General features: G+C 74.9%; 20 protein-coding genes. 14 read left to right on the top strand and 6 right to left on the bottom strand.

Features of this window, described 5'->3' with window-relative positions:
* The first annotated feature begins 119 nt into the window (after positions 1–119).
* Together Sfr03f_RS08950 and Sfr03f_RS08945 are read left to right on the top strand one after the other, a co-directional pair.
* Complete coding sequence (locus Sfr03f_RS08950; RefSeq protein WP_108953105.1) at positions 120–1760, top strand: ABC-F family ATP-binding cassette domain-containing protein; 1641 nt, start codon at positions 120–122, stop codon at positions 1758–1760.
* 94 nt (positions 1761–1854) lie between these two features.
* A complete protein-coding gene (locus Sfr03f_RS08945) occupies positions 1855–2640 on the top strand; it encodes a VOC family protein (protein WP_108953104.1) in 786 nt (261 codons plus the stop codon).
* A 24-nt stretch (positions 2641–2664) separates the two neighbouring features.
* On the opposite strand, the gene ligD is transcribed toward Sfr03f_RS08945, so the two are convergent.
* Entirely contained in the window at positions 2665–3675 is a 1011-nt protein-coding gene (gene ligD / locus Sfr03f_RS08940) for a non-homologous end-joining DNA ligase (protein WP_108953103.1), read from the bottom strand.
* A gap of 51 nt (positions 3676–3726) precedes the next feature.
* Between ligD and Sfr03f_RS08935 the strand changes: the two genes are divergently transcribed.
* Positions 3727–4797: an ATP-dependent DNA ligase gene (locus Sfr03f_RS08935; protein ID WP_108953102.1), complete on the top strand. Its 1071-nt coding sequence runs from the start codon at positions 3727–3729 to the stop codon at positions 4795–4797.
* Here Sfr03f_RS08935 and Sfr03f_RS08930 read toward each other — a convergent pair.
* Positions 4787–5977: a zinc-dependent alcohol dehydrogenase gene (locus Sfr03f_RS08930; protein WP_108953101.1), complete on the bottom strand. Its 1191-nt coding sequence runs from the start codon at positions 5975–5977 to the stop codon at positions 4787–4789. The genes Sfr03f_RS08935 and Sfr03f_RS08930 overlap by 11 nt on opposite strands.
* 269 nt (positions 5978–6246) lie before the next feature.
* Between Sfr03f_RS08930 and Sfr03f_RS08925 the strand changes: the two genes are divergently transcribed.
* The gene (locus Sfr03f_RS08925; RefSeq protein ID WP_308216788.1) at positions 6247–7155 is read left to right on the top strand and encodes a DUF3048 domain-containing protein; all 909 of its coding nucleotides are present in this window, start codon (positions 6247–6249) and stop codon (positions 7153–7155) included.
* Between the two features lie 165 nt (positions 7156–7320).
* Here Sfr03f_RS08925 and Sfr03f_RS08920 read toward each other — a convergent pair whose 3' ends face one another.
* On the bottom strand, positions 7321–8700 hold the full coding sequence (locus tag Sfr03f_RS08920) for an SGNH/GDSL hydrolase family protein (RefSeq protein WP_108953100.1): 1380 nt from the start codon (positions 8698–8700) through the stop codon (positions 7321–7323).
* 347 nt (positions 8701–9047) lie between these two features.
* The gene (locus tag Sfr03f_RS08915; protein WP_108953099.1) at positions 9048–9509 is read right to left on the bottom strand and encodes a MarR family winged helix-turn-helix transcriptional regulator; all 462 of its coding nucleotides are present in this window, start codon (positions 9507–9509) and stop codon (positions 9048–9050) included.
* 320 nt (positions 9510–9829) lie between these two features.
* Here Sfr03f_RS08915 and pcaH point away from each other — a divergent pair, with 320 nt between their 5' ends.
* Genes pcaH through pcaDC form a run of 4 tightly spaced genes read left to right on the top strand, consistent with a single transcriptional unit; the run spans position 9830 to position 13690 of the window.
* Entirely contained in the window at positions 9830–10603 is a 774-nt protein-coding gene (gene pcaH / locus Sfr03f_RS08910; protein ID WP_108953098.1) for a protocatechuate 3,4-dioxygenase subunit beta, read from the top strand.
* Positions 10604–10608: 5 nt separating this feature from the next.
* Positions 10609–11214 carry a protocatechuate 3,4-dioxygenase subunit alpha gene (gene pcaG / locus Sfr03f_RS08905; RefSeq protein WP_108953097.1) on the top strand — a complete coding sequence of 202 codons (606 nt, stop codon included), beginning with the start codon at positions 10609–10611 and terminating at the stop codon, positions 11212–11214.
* Positions 11211–12563: a 3-carboxy-cis,cis-muconate cycloisomerase gene (gene pcaB, locus Sfr03f_RS08900; protein ID WP_108953096.1), complete on the top strand. Its 1353-nt coding sequence runs from the start codon at positions 11211–11213 to the stop codon at positions 12561–12563. The genes pcaG and pcaB overlap by 4 nt, the downstream gene beginning before the upstream one ends.
* Positions 12560–13690, top strand: coding sequence for a bifunctional 3-oxoadipate enol-lactonase/4-carboxymuconolactone decarboxylase PcaDC (gene pcaDC / locus Sfr03f_RS08895; protein WP_108953095.1), 1131 nt, complete (start codon positions 12560–12562; stop codon positions 13688–13690). Before pcaB ends, pcaDC begins: the two co-directional genes overlap by 4 nt.
* Positions 13691–13709: 19 nt before the next feature.
* Here the strand turns inward: pcaDC and Sfr03f_RS08890 are convergent, their stop codons facing one another.
* Positions 13710–16382 carry an ATP-binding protein gene (locus Sfr03f_RS08890; protein WP_108953094.1) on the bottom strand — a complete coding sequence of 891 codons (2673 nt, stop codon included), beginning with the start codon at positions 16380–16382 and terminating at the stop codon, positions 13710–13712.
* Positions 16383–16596: 214 nt separating this feature from the next.
* Between Sfr03f_RS08890 and Sfr03f_RS08885 the strand changes: the two genes are divergently transcribed.
* On the top strand, positions 16597–17595 hold the full coding sequence (locus Sfr03f_RS08885) for a DUF2510 domain-containing protein (protein ID WP_108953093.1): 999 nt from the start codon (positions 16597–16599) through the stop codon (positions 17593–17595).
* Positions 17596–17872: 277 nt separating this feature from the next.
* The gene (locus tag Sfr03f_RS08880; RefSeq protein ID WP_108953092.1) at positions 17873–18841 is read left to right on the top strand and encodes an ABC transporter substrate-binding protein; all 969 of its coding nucleotides are present in this window, start codon (positions 17873–17875) and stop codon (positions 18839–18841) included.
* 82 nt (positions 18842–18923) lie between these two features.
* Here the strand turns inward: Sfr03f_RS08880 and Sfr03f_RS08875 are convergent, their stop codons facing one another.
* Entirely contained in the window at positions 18924–19613 is a 690-nt protein-coding gene (locus Sfr03f_RS08875; protein WP_108953091.1) for an MmyB family transcriptional regulator, read from the bottom strand.
* A 210-nt stretch (positions 19614–19823) separates the two neighbouring features.
* On the opposite strand from Sfr03f_RS08875, the gene Sfr03f_RS08870 reads away from it, so the two are divergent.
* From Sfr03f_RS08870 to Sfr03f_RS08855, 4 genes are all read left to right on the top strand, one after another.
* Entirely contained in the window at positions 19824–20519 is a 696-nt protein-coding gene (locus Sfr03f_RS08870; protein WP_108953090.1) for a helix-turn-helix domain-containing protein, read from the top strand.
* A 95-nt stretch (positions 20520–20614) separates the two neighbouring features.
* Complete coding sequence (locus Sfr03f_RS08865; RefSeq protein WP_245967513.1) at positions 20615–21139, top strand: toxin-antitoxin system, toxin component; 525 nt, start codon at positions 20615–20617, stop codon at positions 21137–21139.
* Positions 21136–22287, top strand: coding sequence for an MAB_1171c family putative transporter (locus tag Sfr03f_RS30205; RefSeq protein WP_159105594.1), 1152 nt, complete (start codon positions 21136–21138; stop codon positions 22285–22287). Before Sfr03f_RS08865 ends, Sfr03f_RS30205 begins: the two co-directional genes overlap by 4 nt.
* Before the next feature lie 70 nt (positions 22288–22357).
* Positions 22358–22567, top strand: a complete 210-nt coding sequence (locus Sfr03f_RS08855) for a hypothetical protein (RefSeq protein ID WP_108953088.1) — start codon at positions 22358–22360, stop codon at positions 22565–22567.

Raw genomic sequence — 22567 nt, 5'->3', positions numbered from 1 at the left:
GTGTGCGACCTCGGACGTCATGAGCCGTCCTCCGCCTGCAGGGCCTTTTCTCGTTTCCGGCCTCGGCACGGTGTCTCGATACGCGATCACCCGACCGCATCCCACCACCGCGAGGCCACGTGTCAACCACCTCCGCCCCTTCCGTCACCGCCGCGTCCCTGTCCTTCGCCTGGCCGGACGGCACCCCGGTCCTGGAGGAGCTGGACGTCTCCTTCACCGCCGGCCGCACGGGACTGGTCGGCGTCAACGGCGCCGGCAAGTCCACCCTGCTCAGACTGATCGCCGGGGAGCTCACCCCGACCGACGGGTTCCTCCGGGTGACCGGCGAGCTGGGCTACCTCCCGCAGAACGTCACGCTCGACACCTCGCTCCGCGTCGACCAGGCCCTGGGCATCGAGGCCAAGCGCGCCGCGCTGCACGCCATCGAGTCCGGCGACGTCGGTGAGGAGCACTTCGAGACCGTCGGCGACGACTGGGACGTCGAGGAGCGCGCCCTGGCCACACTGGGCGAACTCGGCCTGGGTCACCTGGGCCTGGACCGCGCCGTCGGCGACCTCTCCGGCGGCGAGTCGGTGCTGCTGCGGCTCACCGCGCTGCTGCTGCGCCGTCCCGACGTCCTGCTGCTGGACGAGCCCACCAACAATCTGGACGTCTTCGCCCGCCGGCGGCTCTACGACACCGTGGCGGGCTGGAGCGGCGGCTCCCGCGTCGTGGTCATGGTCAGTCACGACCGTGAACTGCTGGAGCTGGCCGACCGGATCGCCGACCTGCGCGCCGGCGAGGTCACCTGGTACGGCGGCAACCTCACCGCCTACGAGGAGGCGCTGGCCGCCGAACAGGAGGCCGCCCAGCGCACGGTGCGCGCCGCCGAGGCGGACGTGCGTCGCCAGAAGCGTGAACTGGCCGAGGCGCAGACCAAGTTGGCCAAGCGCAAGAAGTACGGCCAGAAGATGAACGAGCAGAAGCGCGAGCCCAAGATCGTGATGGGGATGCGCAAGAACGCCGCCGAGCAGTCGGCGGGCAAGCACCGCGCGATGCACCAGGAACGCCTCGCCGACGCCCGGGAGCGCCTGGACGAGGCGGAGCTCGCGCTGCGTGAGGACGACGAGATCCGCGTCGACCTGCCCGCCACCGCTGTGCCGCCGGGCCGGACCGTGCTGACCCTGGAGGACCTGCGGGTGGCCCACGGGGCGCGCCTGACCGGGGTGTTCGAGGTGCGGGGTCCGGAGCGCGTCGCCCTGGTCGGCCGCAACGGGTCCGGCAAGACCACGCTGCTGCGCACCCTGGCGGGCGAGCTGGCTCCGGTGGAGGGTGCGGCGGTCACGCACGTGCCGGCGCGCTTCCTGCCGCAGCGGCTGGACATCCTCGACGACGAGCTGTCGGTCGCCGCCAACGTGGCGCGCTTCGCGCCCGGCGCCACCGTCAACGAGGTGCGGGCGCGGCTCGCGCGGTTCCTGTTCCGCGGGGCGCGGGCCGAGCAGCAGGCCGGGACGCTCTCCGGCGGCGAGCGCTTCCGGGCGGCGCTGGCCGCGCTGATGCTGGCGGAGCCGGCGCCGCAGCTGCTGATGCTCGACGAGCCCACCAACAACCTGGACATGGCGAGCGTGCGGCAGCTGACCCGGGCGCTGGACGGGTACCGGGGCGCCCTGCTGGTGGCCAGCCACGACCTGCCGTTCCTGGACTCGATCGGCGTCACCCGGTGGCTGATGGCCGACGGCGAGCTGACCGAGGTCACCCGGGAGGACCTGGAGCGGCCGTGACTCCACGGTCGGCGGGGGTGCGCGGTGCACACTCGGCGGTACCCGCGGCGCGCCCGCCGCGGGCCGTGCACCCCCGACGAATCGTGAGGCAACGATGCTGACCACCGCCTTCGTCCCCGGCTCCCCCAACTGGGTCGATCTGGGGACGCCCGACATCAACGTGGCGATGACCTTCTACGGCGGCCTGTTCGGCTGGCAGTTCGGCTCGGCCGGCCCGGACGCCGGGGGCTACGGTTTCTTCACCTCGGGCGGGCGGACGGTGGCGGGCGGCATGGAACTGCGCGACTCCCCCGCTCCTGCGGCGTGGACGGTCTACTTCCGCTCCGACGACGTGGACGCCACCGCGCGGGCGGTCCGCGGGGCGCAGGGCGCGGTGCTGACGGGACCGGACGACGTCATGGACAAGGGCCGCATGGCGATCTTCGCCGACCCGATGGGGGCGTCCTTCGGCGTCTGGCGCCCGGGGACGCTGACCGGGCTCGACGTCGCCGGCGAGGCCGGGGCCCTGTGCTGGGTGGAGCTGCACACCACGGACGTGGCGGGCGCCGCGGGCTTCTACCACTCGGCACTCGGCTGGGAGACCTCCTCGGTGTCCTTCCCCGGCGGGGCCTACACGAGCGTCAACCCGGCGGGCGCCGGCGAGGCGGCGATGTTCGGCGGCCTGGTCGGCTCGGCGGACGACCCGGCGGAGGGCGGCACGCACTGGCTGCCCTACTTCGCGGTGACGGACGTCGACGCGGTGACCGGCCGCGCCCGTGAACGGGGCGGCTCGGTGCACCTCGGTCCGGTCGACGTCGAGGGCGTCGGGCGGATGGCCCGCCTCGCCGACCCGCACGGCGCCCGTTTCGCGGTCCTGCGCCCGGAGCCGCCCCGGAGCTGAACGGGGCCCGGCGGCGCGGGTGGCTCAGGCCTTCCTGGCCCGGCTGGGCTGCACCCGCTTCGGCTCCCCGGGCATCTTCGGGTGGTCCGGGGGGTACGGCAGGTCGCCGAGCCCGTGTTCGGCCTCGTCCCGCCGCGCCAGTTCCAGCAGCGGCTCCAGGGAGAAGGCGTGGTCCTCCATGTCGGCGTGCACGTCGCCGACCTCGGCGAAGCGGGCGGCCATGGTCCGGATGTCGAAGTCCTCCGGCCGGGCCTGCCCCACCTCCTCCCAGCGCAGCGGCGCCGAGACGGGGGCGTGCGGCCGGGGCCGGACGGAGTAGGCGGAGGCGATGGTGCGGTCCCGCGCGGTCTGGTTGTAGTCGACGAAGATCTTCTCGCCGCGTTCCTCCTTCCACCACCGGGTGGTGACCCGCTCCGGCATCCGCCGCTCCAGCTCCCGCCCGGCGGCGATTGCCGCGCGCCGCACCTCGGTGAACGTCCACCGCGGCTCGATCGGCACGAACACGTGGATGCCGCGGCCTCCGGAGGTCTTCGGCCAGCCGCGCACGCCGTACTCCTCGAGGACCTGGCGCAGCTCGTGGGCCGCGGCGACCGCGTCCGCGTACCCGGTGCCGGGCTGCGGGTCGAGGTCCAGGCGCAGTTCGTCCGGCCGGTCGACGTCCGCCCTGCGGACCGGCCAGGGGTGGAAGGTCAGGGTGTTGAACTGCACCGCCCAGATCACCGCGGCGATCTCGGTCGGGCACATCTCGTCGGCGCTGCGGCCGCTGGGGAAGGTGATGTGCGCGGTGGGGATCCATGCGGGGTGGTTCTTGGGGACGCGCTTCTGGAAGAACCACTCCCCCTCGACGCCGTCCGGAAAGCGCTGCAGGGTGGTGGGCCGCTCGCGCAGCGCGCGCACGACGCCCGGCCCGACGGCGAGGTAGTACTCCGCCACGTCGCGCTTGGTCCAGCCCTTCTGCGGGAAGAGCACCTTGTCCGGGTGGGACAGGCGCACCTTCCGTCCTCCGGCGTCCAGTTCCACGGCGTCGTCACCCATGTGTGCCACGGTAGGCGTGCCCCGGGCGGCGCGCACACGCAGAATCGCCCCATGGACCTGCCGGTGATGCCGCCCGTGAAGCCGATGCTCGCCAAGTCGGTGGCGAAGATCCCCGAGGGGATGCACTACGAGGCCAAGTGGGACGGCTTCCGCGCGATCGTGTTCCGCGACGGCGAGGAGGTGGAGCTCGCCAGCCGCACCACCAAGCCGCTCACCCGCTACTTCCCGGAGCTGGTGAGCGCGCTCCGGGAGCGGCTGCCGGGGCGGTGCGTGGTGGACGGGGAGATCGTCATCGCCCGCGGCGGGCGGCTGGACTTCGACGCGCTGACCGAGCGCATCCATCCGGCGGACTCCCGGGTCCGCACCCTCGCGGAGCGCACCCCGGCCTCGTTCGTCGCCTTCGACCTGCTGGCGCTCGACGACGAGTCCCTGACCGGCCGTCCCCTCACGGAGCGCCGGGCCCTGCTGGAGCGGATGCTGCGGGACGCCGGCCCGCCGGTGCACCTGGCCCCCGCGACCGGGGACGTCGAGGTGGCGCGGCGGTGGTTCGAGCAGTTCGAGGGGGCGGGCCTCGACGGGGTGGTGGCCAAACCGCCGACGCTGCGCTACCTGCCGGACGAGCGCGCCATGTTCAAGATCAAGCACGAGCGGACCGCGGACGTGGTGGTGGCCGGCTACCGGCTGCACAAGAGCGGTCCGGTGGTGGGTTCCCTGCTGCTGGGGCTGCACGACGACCAGGGGGTGCTGCAGCACGTGGGGGTGTGCGCCGCGTTCACCATGAAGCGGCGGGCCGAGCTGGTGGAGGAGCTGGAGCCGCTGCGGCTGGACGACGTGTCCGGGCACCCGTGGGCGGCGTGGGGGGACGCGGCGGCGCACGAGAGCGCCCGGCTGCCGGGGGCGCCGAGCCGCTGGTCGGGGAAGAAGGACCTCTCGTGGGTGCCGCTGCGCCCCGACCTGGTCGTCGAGGTGGCGTACGACCACATGGAGAGCGGGGCGCGGTTCCGGCACACCGCGCGTTTCCGCCGGTGGAGGCCGGACCGCACCCCGGAGAGCTGCACCTTCTCCCAGCTGGAGGAGCCGGTGCGCTACGACCTCGCGGAGGTGCTGGGCGTCAGGGGTTGATGACGACCTTGACGGCGCCGTCCCGCTTCTTCTGGAACATGTCGTACGCCTCCGGCACGGCGGAGAGCGGGACGTGGTGGGTGGCGAAGTCGTCGACGCCCAGCGGGTCCTCGTCGGTGAGCAGCGGCAGGATGTCGTCGGTCCAGCGCCGCACGTTGGCCTGGCCCATCCGCAGCTGGATCTGCTTGTCGAAGAGGGTGAGCATCGGCATCGGGTCGGCCATGCCGCCGTAGACGCCGGAGAGCGAGATGGTGCCGCCGCGCCGCACCAGGTCGATCGCGGTGTACAGGGCCGCGAGCCGGTCGATGCTGAAGCGTTCGGCGAGCGGGCCGCTGATCTTGTTGGGCAGCAGTGCGGTGGCGTTCTGCGCGAGGCGGGCGACGGCGCTGCCGTGCGCCTCGGTGCCGACCGCGTCGACCACCGAGTCGGGGCCGCGCCCGCCGGTGACGTCGCGGATGGCGGCGACCAGTTCCTTCTCGCTGTCGAAGTCGCGCAGGTCGAAGGTCTCCACCCCGCGCTCGCGGGCGCGGCGCAGGCGGTCGCCGACCAGGTCGATGCCGATGACCCGCTCCGCGCCCTGGTGCAGGGCGATGCGGCAGGCCATGTCGCCGATCGGCCCGAGACCGAGGACGGCGAGGGTGCCGCCCTGCGGGACGGAGGCGTACTCGACGGCCTGCCAGGCGGTGGGCAGGACGTCGGAGAGGTAGACGAACCGGTCGTCCGCCGGGCCCTCGGGCACCTTGATCGGCCCGAAGTGCGCCTGCGGCACGCGCAGGTACTCGGCCTGCGCGCCCGGGACCGCGCCGTAGAGGCGGGTGTAGCCGAAGAGCGCGGCGCCCATGCCCTCGCCGGTCACCTGGGTGGTCTCGCACTGGGTGTACAGGCCCTGGCCGCACATCCAGCAGCTGCCGCAGGAGATCTGGAAGGGCACCACCACGCGGTCCCCGGGCCTCAGGTTGGTGACCTCGGACCCGACCTCCTCGACGATGCCCATGGGCTCGTGGCCGAGGATGTCACCGGGGGTCATGAACGGGGTGAGGACCTCGTAGAGATGGAGGTCGGAGCCGCACAGACCGGAGGAGGTGATCCGGATGACGGCGTCCGTGGGTTCCTCGATGGTCGGATCGGGGACGGTCTCCACCCTGACGTCCCGCTTGCCCTGCCAGGTCACTGCCTTCATCGCGTCGGACTCCCTGCTTCCGCGTACTCCTGTCCGTGCGACGGGTACCCGGACGGCCTACACGAAACCGGCCGAACCGGCACGGTTCGCCTGCCGGAGGTGCGACCGGCGGCGCGGAAGGGTAGAGCACCTCGGACCGGTGCACCCTGAGGGACCGACGGATCGGCGGGCGGTAGGCAGTGGGCGTGGGACTGCGGAAGTGGCGGCGGCGGCCGCGGGTGCGGGCGCTGTCGCGCGGGAGACGGGCCGGCCCCGCCGGAAGGAGAGCGGTGCTCACGGCCGCGATCACCGCTCTCGCCCTGACGGGAGGCTGCACAGCGCCGGGCGGCGGGGGCGACGCGGACCCCTCCCCCACGGCCGCCGCGGCGCCCGGCGTGCTGGCCGTCAAGGTCGACAACGTGCTCCCGGCGCGGCCCCAGACCGGACTGGCGCAGGCCGACGTGATCTACACGGAGCAGGTCGAGGCGGGCCTCAGCCGGCTGATGGCCCTCTACTCCACCACCCTGCCCGGGGCGGTGGGCCCGGTGCGCAGCGCCCGGGAGACCGACCTGAGGCTGCTGCGCGGGTTCAACCGGCCGGTGCTCGCCTACTCGGGCTCGCAGAGCCGGTTGCGGCCGCTCATCGAGGCCGCACCGCTGCGGGCGGAGACCCCTGGGCGTCATCCCGAGGCCTGGTACCGGGGCGGCGACCATCCCGCTCCGCACAATCTCTACCTGCGGCCCCGGCGCCTGGTGGGGAAACCCGCCGGAGCGGCGGCACTGGCTCCGGCGGGCTTCCACGAGGGTCCGGCCCCGGCCGGCGGCACGAGCGAGGAGCGGCGCACGGTGCGCTTCCCGTCGGCCCGTTTCACCTTCACCTGGTCCGCGGAGCGGCACGGCTGGCTGGTGGAGACCGACGGCCGTCCCACCACCGACGGCGGACGGCAGCTGGCCCCGCCCACCGTGGTCGTCCAGTACGTGACGGTGCGCGCCTCGGGCTTCCGGGACCGCGGGGGCAACGCCACGCCGTTCAGCGAGACGGTGGGGTCCGGGACCGCCGACCTCTTGCGGGACGGGAAGGTCTGGCCGGTGCGCTGGCAGCGGCCGACCGCGGCCGACGGCACCCGGTTCACCACCGGTGACGGGGCCGCGGTGAACACGGCGGACGGCCAGGTGTGGGTGGTGCTGACCGAGCGCTGAGGGACGGCCGTTCGCGCGGGTGGCCCCGAGCAGGTGATCAGGGGCCGGGCGGTCAGGGTCCGGGCGGCGCGGGTCGCGCCGGCCGGGCGGGCGGGGACCCCGGGCCGCCGGCGGTGGCCACGACCGGCCGCCGGCGGCCCGGGGAGTACCGCGGGACGGGTCCGGTCAGCGCAGCAGACGGGTCGGGACCGCGTCCGCCATCGCCTTGTAGCCGGTCGGGTTGAGGTGCAGGTGGTCGCCCGTGTCGTAGGCGGGCAGCAGCTTGGTGGGCGCCTGCGGGTCGCGGACCGCCCGGTCGAGGTCGACCACCGCGTCGAACACGCCGCTGTGGCGGATCCAGTCGTTGACGCGCTGCCTGGCCCGCTCGCGGTGGCCGGCCGGGTCGTCGTACATCTCGTTGCCGCCGATGGGCGTGAGGGTGGCGCCGTACACGGCGATCCCCTTGGCGTGGGCCCGCTCGACGATCTGGCGGTAGGCGGCGATCAGGGCGTCCGCGGTGGCGCGCTGGGCCGCCTCGGTGGCCTCCGCGGTGCCCAGGTCGTTGACGCCCTCGAAGACCAGCGCCCACTTCACCCCGGTGCGCGCGAGGAGGTCGCGGTCGAGGCGGGCGAGCACGTTGGGGCCGAGCCCGTCGTGCAGGACGCGGTTGCCGCCCGCCGCCTCGTTGAGGACGGCCACGTCGTCGGTGGCGGGAGAGCGCAGCAGGCGCTGGTGGAGCTGGTCCGGCCAGCGGTCGTTGCCGTTGGTGGTGGAGCCGCGGCCGTCGCTGAGCGAGTCGCCGATCACCACGAGTCCGGCGGCGCGCGGCTCGTCGGTCCAGGTCTCCGCGCCGCTCAGGAAGTACCAGTGGTCGGTGCGGGTGGCGCCGGGCAGGTCGGCGTCGGTGGTGTGGTCGCCCTTGACGAGGTGCGAGGAGGTGCGGGAGCCCGGGTGGGAGGTCACCGACGAGGAGGCCTGCCCGTCGGCCAGGTAGACCGTAACGGTCAGGTTGGTCCCGGCCGGCACCTTCATGTCCACGGGGTCGGAGACCGTCTGGGCGCCCATCGGCACCACGGTCGAGGTCCGCCCGCCGAAGGTGACCTGACGGGAGGTGCCGGGTTCGATCCCGGGGACGCCCGCGGCGCCGCCGGCCGGAAGGGCGACGAAGACGCGGGTCAGGGGGAGTTCGGCCCCGCCGAAGGCGTTGGAGAAGCGCAGGCGGACCTTGTCGCCGGCCACGGTCGTGCGGATGGTCTGGCGCAGGGTGCTGTCGTCCAGGACCGACTCGCCGTCCGTGAAGGGCGCGGGCGGCATGTTGTGCGGCTCGGTGAGCTGGGGCATGGACGCCCAGGTGTCCACCCAGCGGGCGCCGCCGGGGCCGGTCCCGGGGGTGCGGCCGCCGGTCCGGCTCTCGTCCGGGGCGCCGGTGGCGGTGGCCGAGACGGCCACCACGACGGCGACCGCGGCCACCGCGGCGGTGCGGAGCAGGGACCCGGCGCGCTCCCGCACCCGGAGCCGGGAGGCGGCCCGGCTGCGTCTGTCGCGGAACGGGGTCGAGGACGGCATGGGGGGCTCCCTCACGATGCGCGACTGCGCGCCCCGCGCCCGGTACCGGTGCGGCGCGGGAACGCCTGGTGTCGAAACTTTCGGGAATGGGGCGAAAGTTTCCGCGAGGGAAGCTACGGAGCGCGGTCGCGAGCGTCAACACCTCTGACGTAATTGGCCTTTGGCGCGACTCGGGGCCCGGCGATCGAAACATGCCGGACGACGGCCGGAGATCATGGGTCGGACCCGGGACCCCGGACCTGGAACCCTGGCCTCAGGGCGCCGGGCCCCGACCCCGGGGCACCGGCCCCGGCCCCGGCCCCGGCCCCGGCCCCGGCCCTCGACTACCGGCTACGAGCTACCGCCGGCTACGGCCGCGGCGGGACCTGGACCGGCTGCCGGAGTTCCTCGGCGGCCTCCGAGACGCGGCGGATGAGGTCGACGAAGAGACCCTGCTCCTCGGAGCTGAGCGGGGCGAGGAGCACCTGGTTCATCCGGGCCGCGCGGAGCGTGAGCCGGCGGTGGACGCGCGCGCCCTCCTCGGTCAGGCGCAGCAGGTAACGGCGCCCGTCCTGGGGGTCGCGGACCTTGTCCAGCAGTTCGCGCCGGATGAGCCGCCCGACCACCTCGGCGACGGTGGAGCGGTCCAGCGAGACCCGCTCCCCCACCGTGCGCTGGTCGAGACCGGGCTCGGCCGTGACGGCGTTCATGACGGCGAACTGGGGCGAGGTGATCTCCTCGGACACCATCGCGTTCCACAGCAGGGTGTGGGCCTGCTGCAGCCGCCGGGCGAGGTGCCCGGGATGGGTGGTGAGGTCCACCGCGGCCATGCGCTCTCCCAAGGTGTCATGTGATCGGTACACGGAAGGATACCCAGCCGGACACCCTCCCTGCCTGCTCCCGGGAATCCTGCCGCTCCCGCTTGATCCGGCAGGTGGAAGCGACCTCTCTTGACGATCCGGCGGAGCCGATGAAAGCGTGGAGCAGCCCCGGAGAAATAATCAGTGCCCTGACTAATTCACCTCTCCGGGGTCACGACCGCGGCGGGCGCGGTCCGAAGGGGAGTGCCGGCCTCTTCGGGGCGCGCCCCCGCCACCCCCGAAGGCCGGCCCGCACGAAGGCCGCCCGACCGAAGGAGGTCGCCGCCACCATGGCCCTCACCCAGCACGACATCGACGCGGAGATCGCCGCCGAGCGCGAGGCCTACGAGCAGCGCGTCGCCGCCGGCGCTCCGGTGGAGCACCACCCCGCCCGCGGTTACGCCCCTTACCGCTCCTCGGTGCTGCGTCACCCCAAGCAGCCGCCGGTGAACATCGACGTGACCAAGGACCCCGAGCTGGTGGAGCTCTCCTCCCCCGCCTGGGGCGAACGGGACATCACGGAGATCGACAACGACCTCACCCGCCAGCACCACGGCGAGCCGATCGGTGAGCGCATCACCGTCGAGGGCCGTCTGCTCGACCGCGACGGCCGCCCTGTCCGCGGCCAGCTGATCGAGATCTGGCAGGCCAACTCGGCCGGCCGGTACGCCCACCGGCGTGAGCAGCACGACGCCCCGCTGGACCCCAACTTCACCGGCGCCGGCCGCACCCTCACCGACGGGGACGGTTTCTACCGCTTCACGACGATCCAGCCGGGCCCCTACCCCTGGCGCAACCACACCAACGCCTGGCGCCCGGCGCACATCCACTTCTCGGTGTTCGGCCGGTCGTTCACCCAGCGCCTGGTCACCCAGATGTACTTCCCGAACGACCCGCTGTTCCCCTACGACCCGATCCTGCAGTCGGTCACCGACGACGCGGCGCGGCAGCGGCTGGTCGCGACCTACGACCACGGCCTGTCGGTGCCGGAGTTCTCCCTCGGCTACCGCTGGGACATCGTGCTCGACGGCCCGAGCGCCACCTGGACGGAAGAAGGACGCTGACCGCCATGACGAAGATCGACCCCAGCCGTCCCGGGACGGTGCTCCCCACCCCCTCCCACACCGTCGGCCCCTTCTACGGTTACGCCCTGCCCTTCCCCGGCGGCGCGGAGGTCGCCCCGGTGGGCCACGCGGACACCGTCACCGTCCACGGCCACGTCTACGACGGCGAGGGCGCCCCGCTGCCGGACGCGCTCGTCGAGATCTGGGGCCCCGCCCCCGACGGCTCCATGCCCACCGCCACCGGCTCGATGCGCCGCGACCCCGCGTCGGGCGGCTTCGCCGGCCGCAACGGCCTGGAGTTCACCGGCTTCGGGCGCATCCCGACGGACGCCGACGGCCACTGGGTGGTCCGCACGCTGCGCCCCGGCGCGCGCGGCGTCAACGCCCCGTACCTCGCCGTCTGCGTGTTCGCCCGCGGGCTGCTGACGCACCTGTTCACCCGCGTGTACCTGCCGGGCGACGACGCCGCGCTCGCCGCCGACCCGGTGCTCCGGCAGGTGGCCGAGGACCGGCGCCGCACGCTGATCGCCGTGGAGCAGTCACCCGCGACGTACCGTTTCGACATCCGCCTGCAGGGCGAGGACGAAACGGTCTTCCTGGAGTTCCCGTGACATCGCCGTCCCATCTCCCCCCGTCAGAGGCCGGCCTGCTCTCCCCGGGCCGCACCGGCTCCCCGGCGGCCGGGGCGACCGGCGACGCCGCCTTCCTGGCGGCGCTGCTGGACGCCGAGGCCGCGCTGACCCGTGCCCAGGCATCGCTGGGCCTCGTGCCCCCCGAGGCCGCCGCCGCGGTGACCGGGGCCGCCGTCCCGGACCGCTTCGACCTGCTCTCGCTGGCCCGGCGGGCCGCGGCCGGAGGCAACCCGGTGATCCCGCTGGTGGCCGACCTGACGGCCGCCGTCGGCGCGGAGCACGGCCCGTACGTCCACCGGGGCGCGACCAGCCAGGACGTCATGGACACCGCCACCATGCTGGTCGCGGCCCGCACCCTGGACCTGGTCCTGGCCGACCTGGAGCGCACCGAGGCCGCGCTGGCCCGGCTGGCCGCGGCACACCGCGACACGCCCATGCCGGGACGGACCCTCACCCAGCACGCAGTTCCCACCACCTTCGGGCTGAAGGCCGCCGGGTGGCGCTCCCTGGTGCTCGACGCCCGGGACCGGCTGCGCGCGGTCCGTGGCGCGCTGCCGGTGCAACTGGGCGGTGCGGCGGGCACCTTGGCGGCGTTCGGCGCCTACGGGGCCGACGACCCGCTGCCGCTGGTGGCCGCCTTCGCCCGGGAGCTGGGGCTCGCGGAGCCGCCGCTGCCCTGGCACACGCTGCGCACCCCGGTCGCCGACCTCGCCGCGGCGCTGGCGTTCACCACCGGCGCCCTGGGCAAGATGGCCGCCGACGTCCTGACACTGGCCCGCACCGAGATCGCGGAGCTCGCCGAGGCGAGCGGCGGCGGGTCGTCCGCCATGCCGCACAAGGCCAACCCGGTCCGCTCCACCCTGATCGCCGCCGCGGCCCGCCGTGCCCCCCAGCTGGCGGCCACACTGTTCGGCTCGATGGTCGCCGAGGACGAGCGCCCGGCCGGCGCCTGGCACGCCGAGTGGGAGCCGCTGCGGGACCTGCTGCGGGCGGCGGGCTCGGCGGCCGGACAGGCCGCCGAGCTCACCGAGGGGCTGCGGGTGGACGCCGCGGCGATGCGCGCCCATCTCGGGGTGACCCACGGGCTGATCGTCTCCGAACGGCTCTCCGCCGTGCTGGCGCCGGTGCTGGGGCGCGCCCGGGCCAAGGAACTGCTGACCGCGGCCGCGCGCCGCGCCTACGCGGAAGGGCTCCCCCTGCTCGAGGCATTGCGGCAGGAGCCCGAAATGCCCGAACTGAAGGACGTCGACCTGGAGTCGCTCACCGACCCGGCCGACTACACGGGCAGCGCCGCCGCCCTCACCGACCGTGCACTGGAGCGACGTTGACGACCAAAACGCTGAACCACCGGGCCGAGGGCCCCACTTCGGCCGAGCCCCTGCTGCTGGGTCCCTCACTGGGCACCTCGCTGGCCCTGTGGGACGCGCTCGCGCCCGAACTGGCGGTGAACCACCGGGTGATCCGTTTCGACCTGCCCGGGCACGGCGGCTCACCGGCGGGGCTGATCGGTCCCGGGGCGACCGTGGGCGACATCGCCGGCCTGGTGCTGCGGCTCGCCGACGAGCTGGGCGTGGAGCGGTTCGCCTACGCCGGCGTGTCCCTGGGGGGCGCGGTCGGGCTGCACTTGGCGGTCCACCATCCGGAGCGCGTCTCCTCGCTGGCCGTGATCTGTTCCTCGGCGCACTTCGGCGGGACGCGGCCCTGGCAGGAGCGGGCGGCGGCGGTCCGGGCGGGCGGGCCCGCGGCGATGCGGGAGCTGGCCGGTTCGGCCGACGGGCGCTGGTTCACGCCGGGCTTCACGGTGGAGCGGCTGGTCGAGGACCACCGCGCGGCCGACCCGGACTCCTACGCGGCGTGCTGCGACGCGCTGGCCGCCTTCGACCTGCGGGGGCGGCTGGCCGAGGTCAGGACGCCCACGCTGCTGATCGCGGGCCGCGAGGACCCGGCGACCCCGCCGGCCCATCTGCGGGAGATCGCGGACGCGGTCCCCGGGGCGTCGCTGACCGAGATCCCCGGCGCCTCGCACCTGGCCCCGGCGGAGCGGCCCGAGGCCGTACTGGCCGCGCTGCGGGGACACTTCACGGGGTTCGCGCAGCGGGGCGTCGCGGTGCGCCGGGAGGTGCTGGGCGACGCCCACGTGGACCGGGCGCAGGCCCGGCAGACGCCGTTCACCGCGCGCTTCCAGGACTTCATCTCCCGCTACGCCTGGGGCGAGATCTGGACCGATCCCACGCTGACGCGCCGCGAGCGGTCCCTGGTGACGCTGACGGCCCTGGTGGCGCACGGCCACCTGGACGAGCTGGCCATGCACGTGCGGGCGGCACGGCGCAACGGGCTGTCCGCGGACGAGATCGGCGCGGTCCTGCTGCAGGCCGGCGTGTACCTGGGCGTCCCGGCCGCCAACTCGGCCTTCGCGGTGGCCCAGCGGGTCCTGGCGGAGGACGGCGACATCTGACCGACCCGGGGGCGGGCGCTCAGTCCGCCGCGCCCAGCCTCCGCAGGGCCGCGCGGGCCTGCCGCGCCAGCGAGTCGGCGCCGCAGGCCTCGGCGAGGTCCAGGCCCCGGCGGAGTTCGGCGACGGAGTCGGCCAGTTCTCCGTACTCCACGCGTGCCGCGGCGTGTTCGTACTGGCACGGGGAGTCCTCGAGCATCTTGGCCGCCCGCCCCGCGAGTTCGACCGCGCGGTGCCCGGGCGCGAGGGCGGCCTCGCAGCGCAGCGCCTCGCCGATCGCCGTCGAGGTGCCCGACCGTTCCGCGCCGGCCCGCACCGTCGCCGCCAGCTCGGCGGCGCGGGCGGGGTCCCGGCCGGCGAGGGCCCTGGCCAGGTCCGCCGCCCAGGGGGCGACCAGGTGGTTGCGGTGTCCGCGTTCGGCGGCCGTCCGGCCGGCCGCCTCCAGCTCCTCGATCCCCTCCTCGGTGCGGCCCACGGCCAGCAGCAGCCTGCCGCGGATCGAGCGGGCGTCGGGCAGCAGGATGGTCGAGGGGTAGGGCGCGCCGAACTCGTACCGCTCGGCGATCTCCATCGCCTCCTCGGGGCGGCCGCGGGCGATCAGGGTGTCGACCAGATTGCAGAACGCGGTCCAGTGCAGCGGCAGCCGGCGTCCCACCCGGTCGGCGAGCCGCAGCGACTCGCGCAGGGTGGTCTCCGCCTCCCGCAGCCGGCCGCGGCGGCGCAGCGCGAGGCCGAGGTACCCGTAGGAGAGCGAGACGTGGCCGCCGCTCCAGCCGGCCGTCTCGTACTCGCGGACCGCCTCGGCGAAGAGCGCCTCGGCCCGGTCGAGGCGGTCGGTGTAGGCGTAGATGGCGGCGATCATCAGCGGGAGCTCGAAGCCCCAGCCGCTGTCCGTCCAGCCGACGCCGGGGGCGAGCCGGCCGTTGACCAGGGCGCGGTCGCAGATGGCGACGACCTCGTCGGCGTCGCCGCCGCGCATCATGACGTCGAAGCCGTGCACGATGAGCAGGGCGCGCTCGGCGCCGTCCCGGCCGGTGCAGGCGGAGGCGAGCTCGGCCAGGTGCCGGGAGCGGTCGGGCGAGTCGGCCTCGGCCGAGTGGATGCCCTCCCACAGGAACTGGCAGGCCTTCAGCCGCAGCCTGGCCGGTCCGTGTTCGTGCCGTGCGGCCTCCGCCCGCACGGTGCGGATCGCCTCGCCGACCTGGTCGTTGTGCAGCAGCGCCTGGGAGAGCCGGACCACGGCGTCGATGCGGTCGGCGACGTCCAGTCCCGGCAGGGCGAGCGCGTCGCGCAGGTGGCCGATGGTGACGGCGGGCGCGGTGAGCAGGGTGGCGCAGCCCAGCTCGTAGAGCACCCTGGGGTGGATCTCGGGGCTCGGCGGCTCCCTCAGGGCCCGTTCCAGGCAGGCCCGGGCGGCGGCCGGGGCGCCGACGGCGAGGTGCTCGCGGGCCGCCTCGCGCAGCTGCTCGACGACCTCCTCGTCGTCGTCGGGGTGGACCTGCAGCAGGTGCCGGGAGGCGGCCGCGGCGCCGCGGCCGGAGTCGGTGACGACCCGGGCGGCGATGCCGTGCATGGCGGTGCGCAGGCTGTCGGGTATCGAGTTGTAGACGGCGGACTCGATGAGCGGGTGGGTGAACTCCAGCTCCCCGCCGGCGGGCTGCCGGCCGAGCGGGTCCGGGACGGTGAGGATGCGGGCCTCGCACAGGATGCCCGCGCACCGCGCGGCGACCGCCGGGCGCAGCGTGGCGAGTTCGGCCACCAGGTCGACGGTGATGCCGGCGCCCAGGATGGCGGCGGCCCAGGCGAAGCGGGTGGCCTCTATGCCGAGTTTGTCGAGGCGGGAGACGAGGCCGCCACCGCGGGCGGCGCGGTTGAGGTCGCGCAGTTCGTGGGCGGAGGACTCGACGGGCTCCATCTCCGCGTCGCGGACCTTGGCGAGCAGTTCGACGGTCTCGTACGGGTTTCCGCCGGTGACCGCCCAGACCTCGCGGCAGAACGGGTCGTCGGCGTGCCGTCCCACGGTGTCGCGGGTGAGGCCGGCGGTGGCCTCGGGGGTGAGCGTGCGCAGGGAGGTGACCGCGCCGGCGGCGTCGACGACGCGCTGGAGGTACTCGGCGCGTTCTCCGCTGATCTCGCCGGGGCGGCTGGTCACCAGGACCAGGACGGAGGTGTCCTCCAGGCGCGCGCACAGCTCGGCGAGCCACCGCAGGGTCTCCAGGTCGGCCCAGTGCGCGTCGTCGACGAGCAGGACCAGCGGGTACTCGCGGCGCGCGAGCCGGCGCGCGACCCTGACCAGGCCGTCGCAGACGGAGCCGGGGTCGGGGTTGCGGCTGCCGGGTTCGGCGATGCCGAGTGCGGGGCCCGCGATGTCGAACCAGTCGCCCAGGTACTCGCGGGCCTCCTCGGGCAGCAGGGCGAGCAGCGCCGGCTGCAGGAGCTGGCGCACCACGTTGTACGGCACCGAACGGAGGGTCTCCCCGGCGCGCGCCGACCAGACGGTGCAGCCGCGGAGTTCGGCGATGCGGTGGGCCTCGCCCAGCAGGGCGGTCTTGCCGAGGCCCGCCTCGCCCCGCAGGACGAGGAAGCGGCCGGTAGGGGCGCGCCCGGTGCACAGGCTGTCGACGGCCCGTTCGATCGCGGCGACCTCTTCGTCACGTTCCCAGAGCAAGGCCGAACCGGGCCGTTCCTCGGTCACTTCCGTTCCCTCCCCAGGCACCCGGACGACGTGCGCCTTGTGAGCCTAGCCCGCCGCGGGCCGGGGCACACGCTCCGCCCCGGGGCACGTGTCGCCGAACGCGGCGCACGGAGCGGCACGTCAACCCCGTTGCGGCGGTGCCCGCTTGAGGATCCGGGCGTTTCTTCGGCGACCCTCCCGCGCCTCCTTCACGGTTGCCCCATACCTTTGACGCATGACGCAGGCTATTCCTCCCGGGTGGTACCCGGATCCCGGGCACACGAGCGACGGCCCCAGCGGCGTGCGGTGGTGGGACGGCGGCGCGTGGACGCAGCACACGCTGCCGGCCGGCGCCCCCGTCCCGCCGGGCCCGCCCGCGGCCGACGCCTCCGCGCAGGCGATCGCCGCGCACCCCACCCTGGCCGGTGGCGACCTCTCGGCGCCGGGGCAACCGGCCTTCCCCGCACACCCGGGTCACCCGGCCTACCCGGTGTACGGCGTCCAGCCACCGCCCCGCAAGCGGCGCGGGGCGCTGGTGGCCGCGATCGTGGCCGCGGTCGTGGTGGTGGCGGGCGCCGCGGTCGGGGGCGTCCTGCTGCTCGACCGGGGTGAGGACCGGGCCGGCCCGCAGCCCCGGGAGACGCGGGCGCAGGACGGCGCGCCGGGCGAGGAGGAGACGCCCGGGAGCCCGGAGAAGATCACCGAAGGGCCGGTGCCCGACCCGGCGAACGGCATCAGCCTTCCGCTGCCGGACGGCTGGACGGGTTCGGCGCACGAGGCGGGCGCGCAGGTCGGGGCCGACAGGACCTACCCGTGCCCGGGCACGCCGTCCAAGGACTGCACACCGGGCGGCGCCTACTCGCTGCCCGCCGAGGGCCTGGGGCTGCGGGGCACCGCCGAGGCGGTGGCCCGGGCCGACATCGCCGCCAACATGGAGGACTCCTACGGCGGTGACACCTACGGGTCCATCACCTCGCACAAGGAGCTCGAGGCCGGTCCGGTGACGGTCGCCGGGCAGAAGGGCCACCGGGTCCGCTGGTCGGCGGTGACCGAGGAGGGGGCGGACGGCGTCGTCGAGTCCCTGGCCTTCCCGTCCCCGGCCGACCCCGAGCGGATGGTCCTGGTGCGGTTCGGCATCGACGCGGGCCAGGACCTCTCGGTGATCGAGGAGATCACCGAGGGCATCGAGAAGTCCGAGCTGGGTTCCGCGCCGGGGTCCGGCGAGGAGGTCTGACAGCACCCGGGAGGCCGGTTCCGCGCGCCCACAGCCGCACGGGACCGGCCTTCCGGCACGTCCGGACACCGTCGGGTCGTGCCGGACGGCGGCCGGACCGCGGCCGTGTTCCCGGGTGGAGCGGTCGCCCGCCGAACGGTCGACGGTCCTGTTCGGCGGACACTCATTGACCCGGGGCGGGCCGCGATCTAGCGTCACGCAGCGAGCGCGCCCGCCGCGTGGCAGGACCTGGATCGCATCCGCCTCCGCCCTCCTCTCCCCCGCGCCTGGAGTAGCCATGCGTCGTCTGCTCGCCGGTATGACCGCCGGTGCCCTCCTGCTGAGCGCGACGGCCTGCGGCTCGTCCGTCGGCTCCGCGTCGGGCAAGGGCTCCTCGGCCCGCGGCGTCACCACCGTCCGGGTCGGCGTCGTCCCGGTCGTGGACGTCGCGCCCCTCTACCTGGGCCGGGAGAAGGGCATCTTCGAGAGGCACGGACTCGATCTCGAGATGACGCCCGCGCAGGGCGGCGCGGCCATCGTGCCCGGTGTGGTCGGCGAACAGTTCCAGTTCGGCTTCTCCAACATGGCCTCGCTGATGATCGCGCACTCCGGCGGGGTCCCGGTGAAGGCCGTGGTCAACGGCGTCGCCACCACCGGCGAGAAGGGCAGGGACTTCGGCGCCCTGGTGGTCAAGGGCGACAGCGGCATCAGCTCGGCCAAGGACCTCGAGGGCAGGAAGGTCGCGGTCAACACCCTGAAGAACATCAACGACACCACCGTGCGCGAGTCGGTGCGTCAGGCGGGGGGCGACCCGTCCGCGGTGACGTTCGTGGAGATCGCCTTCGAGCGGATGCCGGCCGCCCTGGCCTCCGGGAGGATCGACGGCGCCATGGCCGTGGAGCCCGCGCTGAGCACGGCGAAGAGCCAGGGCGCGAAGGAGGTCGCCTCCTCCTACGTCGACGTCTCGGACAGGCTGACCGTCGCCATGTACTTCACCTCGGCACGGTACGCGCAGCGGAACCCGGAGGTGGTGGAGAGGTTCGCGGCGGCCACCGAGGAGGCGCTGACCTACGCCGACGGCCACCCGGACGAGGTGCGCGACGTCCTGACCACCTACACCGGCATCCCGGCCGAGCTGCTGCCGAAGCTGGTCCTGCCCAGGTGGCCGGCCGAGGCGGACCGGGCCTCGATCGAGACGCTCCGTGACCTCGGCGAGAAGGACGGCCTGTACGCGAGGACCCCGGACCTGGACGCGCTGCTGCCGTGATGCACGCCGAGCCGGGGCCCGCCGAGGGCACCGTGCTCGGGAGGCACCGTGCGCGGAGGGCGCCGTGCCGGAGACCTCGGGGTCAGTCGTCGGACGCGGCGGAGTGGACCAGGGAGAGGTGTCCGCGCCCCCGCGGCGGGCGCCGCGCCGCGACGGCGGCGGGCTCGCGCACCGGGTCCGGTTCCGGCTCGGGGCCCGGCTCCGGCAGCACCAGCGTCATCCGCTCGTACCCCAGCTCCGAGAAGGCGGTGGGCGCCTCCACCACGAGGCGGCACTCGCGCACGGTCCCCGCTGCCCCGGGTCCGAGCAACGGGCGCACCGAGCCGTCGTGTTCGCGCGCGGCGCGCTCCCCCACCGTGTGCACCCAGTGCGGCAGCCCCTGCCGGTAGGCGGCCTCCATCAGCGGGTCCTCGGCGATCTCCCGCCGGACGGCCTGCAGCACCGGGTCGTCCGCGAACCGCTCGACGAGGAAGGCGAACCGGGCCAGCGCCGGCAGGCACCACCGGACCTCCCGGTCGGCGAGCACCAGCCCGGCGTCGGGGTGGAACAGGACGAAGCGCAGCAGGTTGTCGTGCGGCATCGCGGTGGGGTGCGGCCCCACGGCACGGAAGAGCTCGGTGAACGCCTCGTTCGCGAGCACCACGTCCCAGCTGCGGTCGAGCAGCACCGAGGGGAACGGCACGCCCTCCAGGAGTGCGGCGTAGTCCCTCAGGTAGTCCTCGTCGGGCCCCGGCCGCGGTTGCGGGCGCCGGCCTCCTGCCCGAGCTGTCATCGGGAGGTTCCCCCTCTCGGCTCCGGCCCCATCGGCGGCCCCGATCCTCGCCGCCCGGAGGCACGCGTGTCAACCATTGTGGCATTTCAGGGGTGTTGGCGACGGGATCCGGCCACAGTTGTGGCGGAACCTGGAGGGTCGCACGGGTCCCCGCTAGTCTCACCGGGTCCGGACGGACAATACGCGGGAGAGACTGCGGTGGCTGGTGACATGGAGAACCGGGGCGCAGGGCAGGCTGCCCCGCTGCGGGCCGTCGCCGCCCGGGTCTCCTCGCTGGCCGACCGGCTGGGCGTGCCGCGCGAGGAGGTCTTCGACGTCTCGCGGCTCTCGGCGGCCTCCGGCGTTCCCGAGGGCACCGTGAAGGCCCTGCTCAACGGCCGGCCCGGCGGCGAGCGCGATGTGCAGACGCGGTTCCTGCAGCGGCTCGACCTGCTGCGGCGCACCCGGCTCAGGCCGGACGGCCGCCGCTACACCCAGCGGGAGATCGCCGACGGGGCGGGCATGTCGCGCCAGCAGGCCGGCGCCCTGCTCAACGGCGACCGGCGGCCCACCATGGAGCACTGCGACGCGCTGCAGCGCTTCTTCGGCGTCCACGCGGGGTTCCTGACCGCGGAGGACCCGGAGGCGCTGACCGGCGCGCTGCAGCGGACCGAGCGCGAACTGCTGCGCCGGCTGGCCGACCGCGAGGCGCGCCTGCCCTCCCCGGCCCCCGCGGCCGACTCCGACCCGGCCCGCTCCCCCGCCGGGACGGACGTCGCCGAGGACGCGCTGGAGCGTCTGCTGCGCGACCACGGGGTGCGCGGCATCGCCTGGCGGGCGGCGCAGCTCCCGACCGACCAGCACCGGGACAAGGTCGCCGAATGGCTGGACATGCTGCTGGAGAGCGTGCGACGGCCGGGGACGTGACATTGGGCTTCGTCAGGGGAGGAACCGGCCGCGTCGGGGAGGCGCTGGCGCGGACTGCCGCGGGACGGCTCCGGACGCTGCGCGTGCGCCGGGAGATGGCCCGGTTGTGCGAGGTGTTGCTGGCGGGGCTGTCGCTGCCCGCGGCGGCGGGGCCGGAGGAGACGCACCGGGCGCTGTGCGCGGTGATGAGCGGTCTGCGGGGGCGTCCGGTGCGCTTCCGCACCGCGGTCTTCCCGCCGGGCACGGCCAGCGGCCTGTGGCTGGCCTTCGACGACCAGGACGTCGTGGTGGTCGAGGAGCGCACCGCGCCCAACCACCAGCTGGTGATCCTGGGACACGAACTGTGGCACATGGCGGCCGGCCACCGGGGCGGCCCGGTGGACGGGGTGCCGGTGGCGGCCCGGACCCGTTTCGACCGGTGGGAGGAGGCGGAGGCCGAGCGCTTCGGCCTGCTGCTGGCGAGCCGCTTCCGCACCTGGACGCCGACCGCTCCCGCGGCGCCCGAGCCGGCCGCCCCGCCGAGGCGCGACCCGTCGTGGCCGGACGGTCTGGTGCGCCGGATCGAGGCGTCGCTCGGCGGTGACCGCCCGGCCTCCCGGCACGGGACCGACGGTCCGTGAACGACGTCAGCTACTACGTCCCCGCGATGGCGATGGCGGTGCCGTTGGTGCTCAAGGGCCGCAGCACGGCGTCCTGGCGGGATCCGCTGCTGCGCTCGGTGTGCGCGCTGCTGCTGCTCACGGCGCTGGCCTTCACCTTCGCCGCGCCGCCGAGCATCGCGGCCGTGAACCGGATCACCGGCGTCCCGAACGCCTCGGCGCCGCTGGTCTACGCGCTGTTGACAGCGGTCTGCGCGGCCAGTCTGGTGCTGATCGTCAGCTGGCGAGGCGGCCCGCCCGGCACCACCCGCCGCCTGACGGTGTGGTACACGGCGGGCTTCGGCGCGGTGATCGTCGTGATGTGCGTGCTGTTCGCGCTGGGCGACGCGCCGGTGGAGCGGCTGAGGGACTTCGACACCTACTACGCGACCACGCCGTGCCTGCGCGAGATGGTGCTGCTGTACCTGCTCTCGCTGTTCGTCTCCGGGGTGGCGGTGAACGTCCTGTGCCTGCGCTGGCTGCGCCGGGTGGGCGGGCGGCCGCTGCGCTCGTCGCTGCTGCTGATCGCGCTGGGGTTCGGCTTCTGCGCGCTGTACGCGGTCGCCAAGCTCGTCGCGGTGGGAGTCCGCTGGGCGGGCGGCGACCTCGACGCGCTGAGCACCTCGGTGGCGCCTGCCCTGGCGGCCTTCGGCGGGGTGCTGAGCGCGACCGGGTTCTCCCTGCCGCTGCTGTGGTCCCTGCCCGCCCGGCTCCTGGGCGACGCGTGGTCGGCGTGGCGGTCGTACCGCGCGCTGGCGCCGCTGTGGCGGGCGGTGCGGCCGGTGTCGGCGGCGGGCGACGAGAGCCGGGCGGCGGTGCGGGTCGGCTGGTGGTCGCCGCCGTCGCTGCGGGCGGTGCAGCGGCAGGCGGAGATCCACGACGCGCTGCTGGTCCTGTGCCCGCACTTCGACCCGTCGGTGCGGGAGAGGGCCCTGGCCGCCGCGGTGGCGGCGGGCGCGGCGTCGGAGCGGGCGCGCGCGCAGGCGGACGCGGTGATGGTCGTGGAGGCGGTGCGGGCCCACGGCGCGGCCGCGGACGCGGCGGCGGACGACGCGGTGGCGGTGCCGCCGGCCGAGGGTCCCGAGGACCTGGTGCGGCTCTCCCGGGCGTTGCGCGCCATGCGCGGGTGACGTCCTGTCAGTGCCGCGCGGCAGGCTGGGGGGTGTGAGCTGCCCGACCCGGCCCGAGGAGTTGCCGAGGATGACCACCACCACCGTGCCGACCGACCGTGAGCGCCGCGCGGCGCAGGCGTACCTGCGGCTGCTGAACGCGGTGCGGGCCGCGTTCGCCGAGGCGGGTCCGGGCCCCGTCGCGGTGCCGCCGGGGGTGCTCGCCGAGGCGGACCGCGCCCTGCGCGAGGCGGGCCTGACGGGCGCCGAGGAGGCGTTCCTGCGGCGGGTGGGCCGTTAG

The organism is Streptomyces fragilis, from assembly GCF_003112515.1.
Taxonomy (GTDB): domain Bacteria; phylum Actinomycetota; class Actinomycetes; order Streptomycetales; family Streptomycetaceae; genus Streptomyces; species Streptomyces fragilis.
This window is presented reverse-complemented; position numbering and strand designations above follow the sequence as displayed.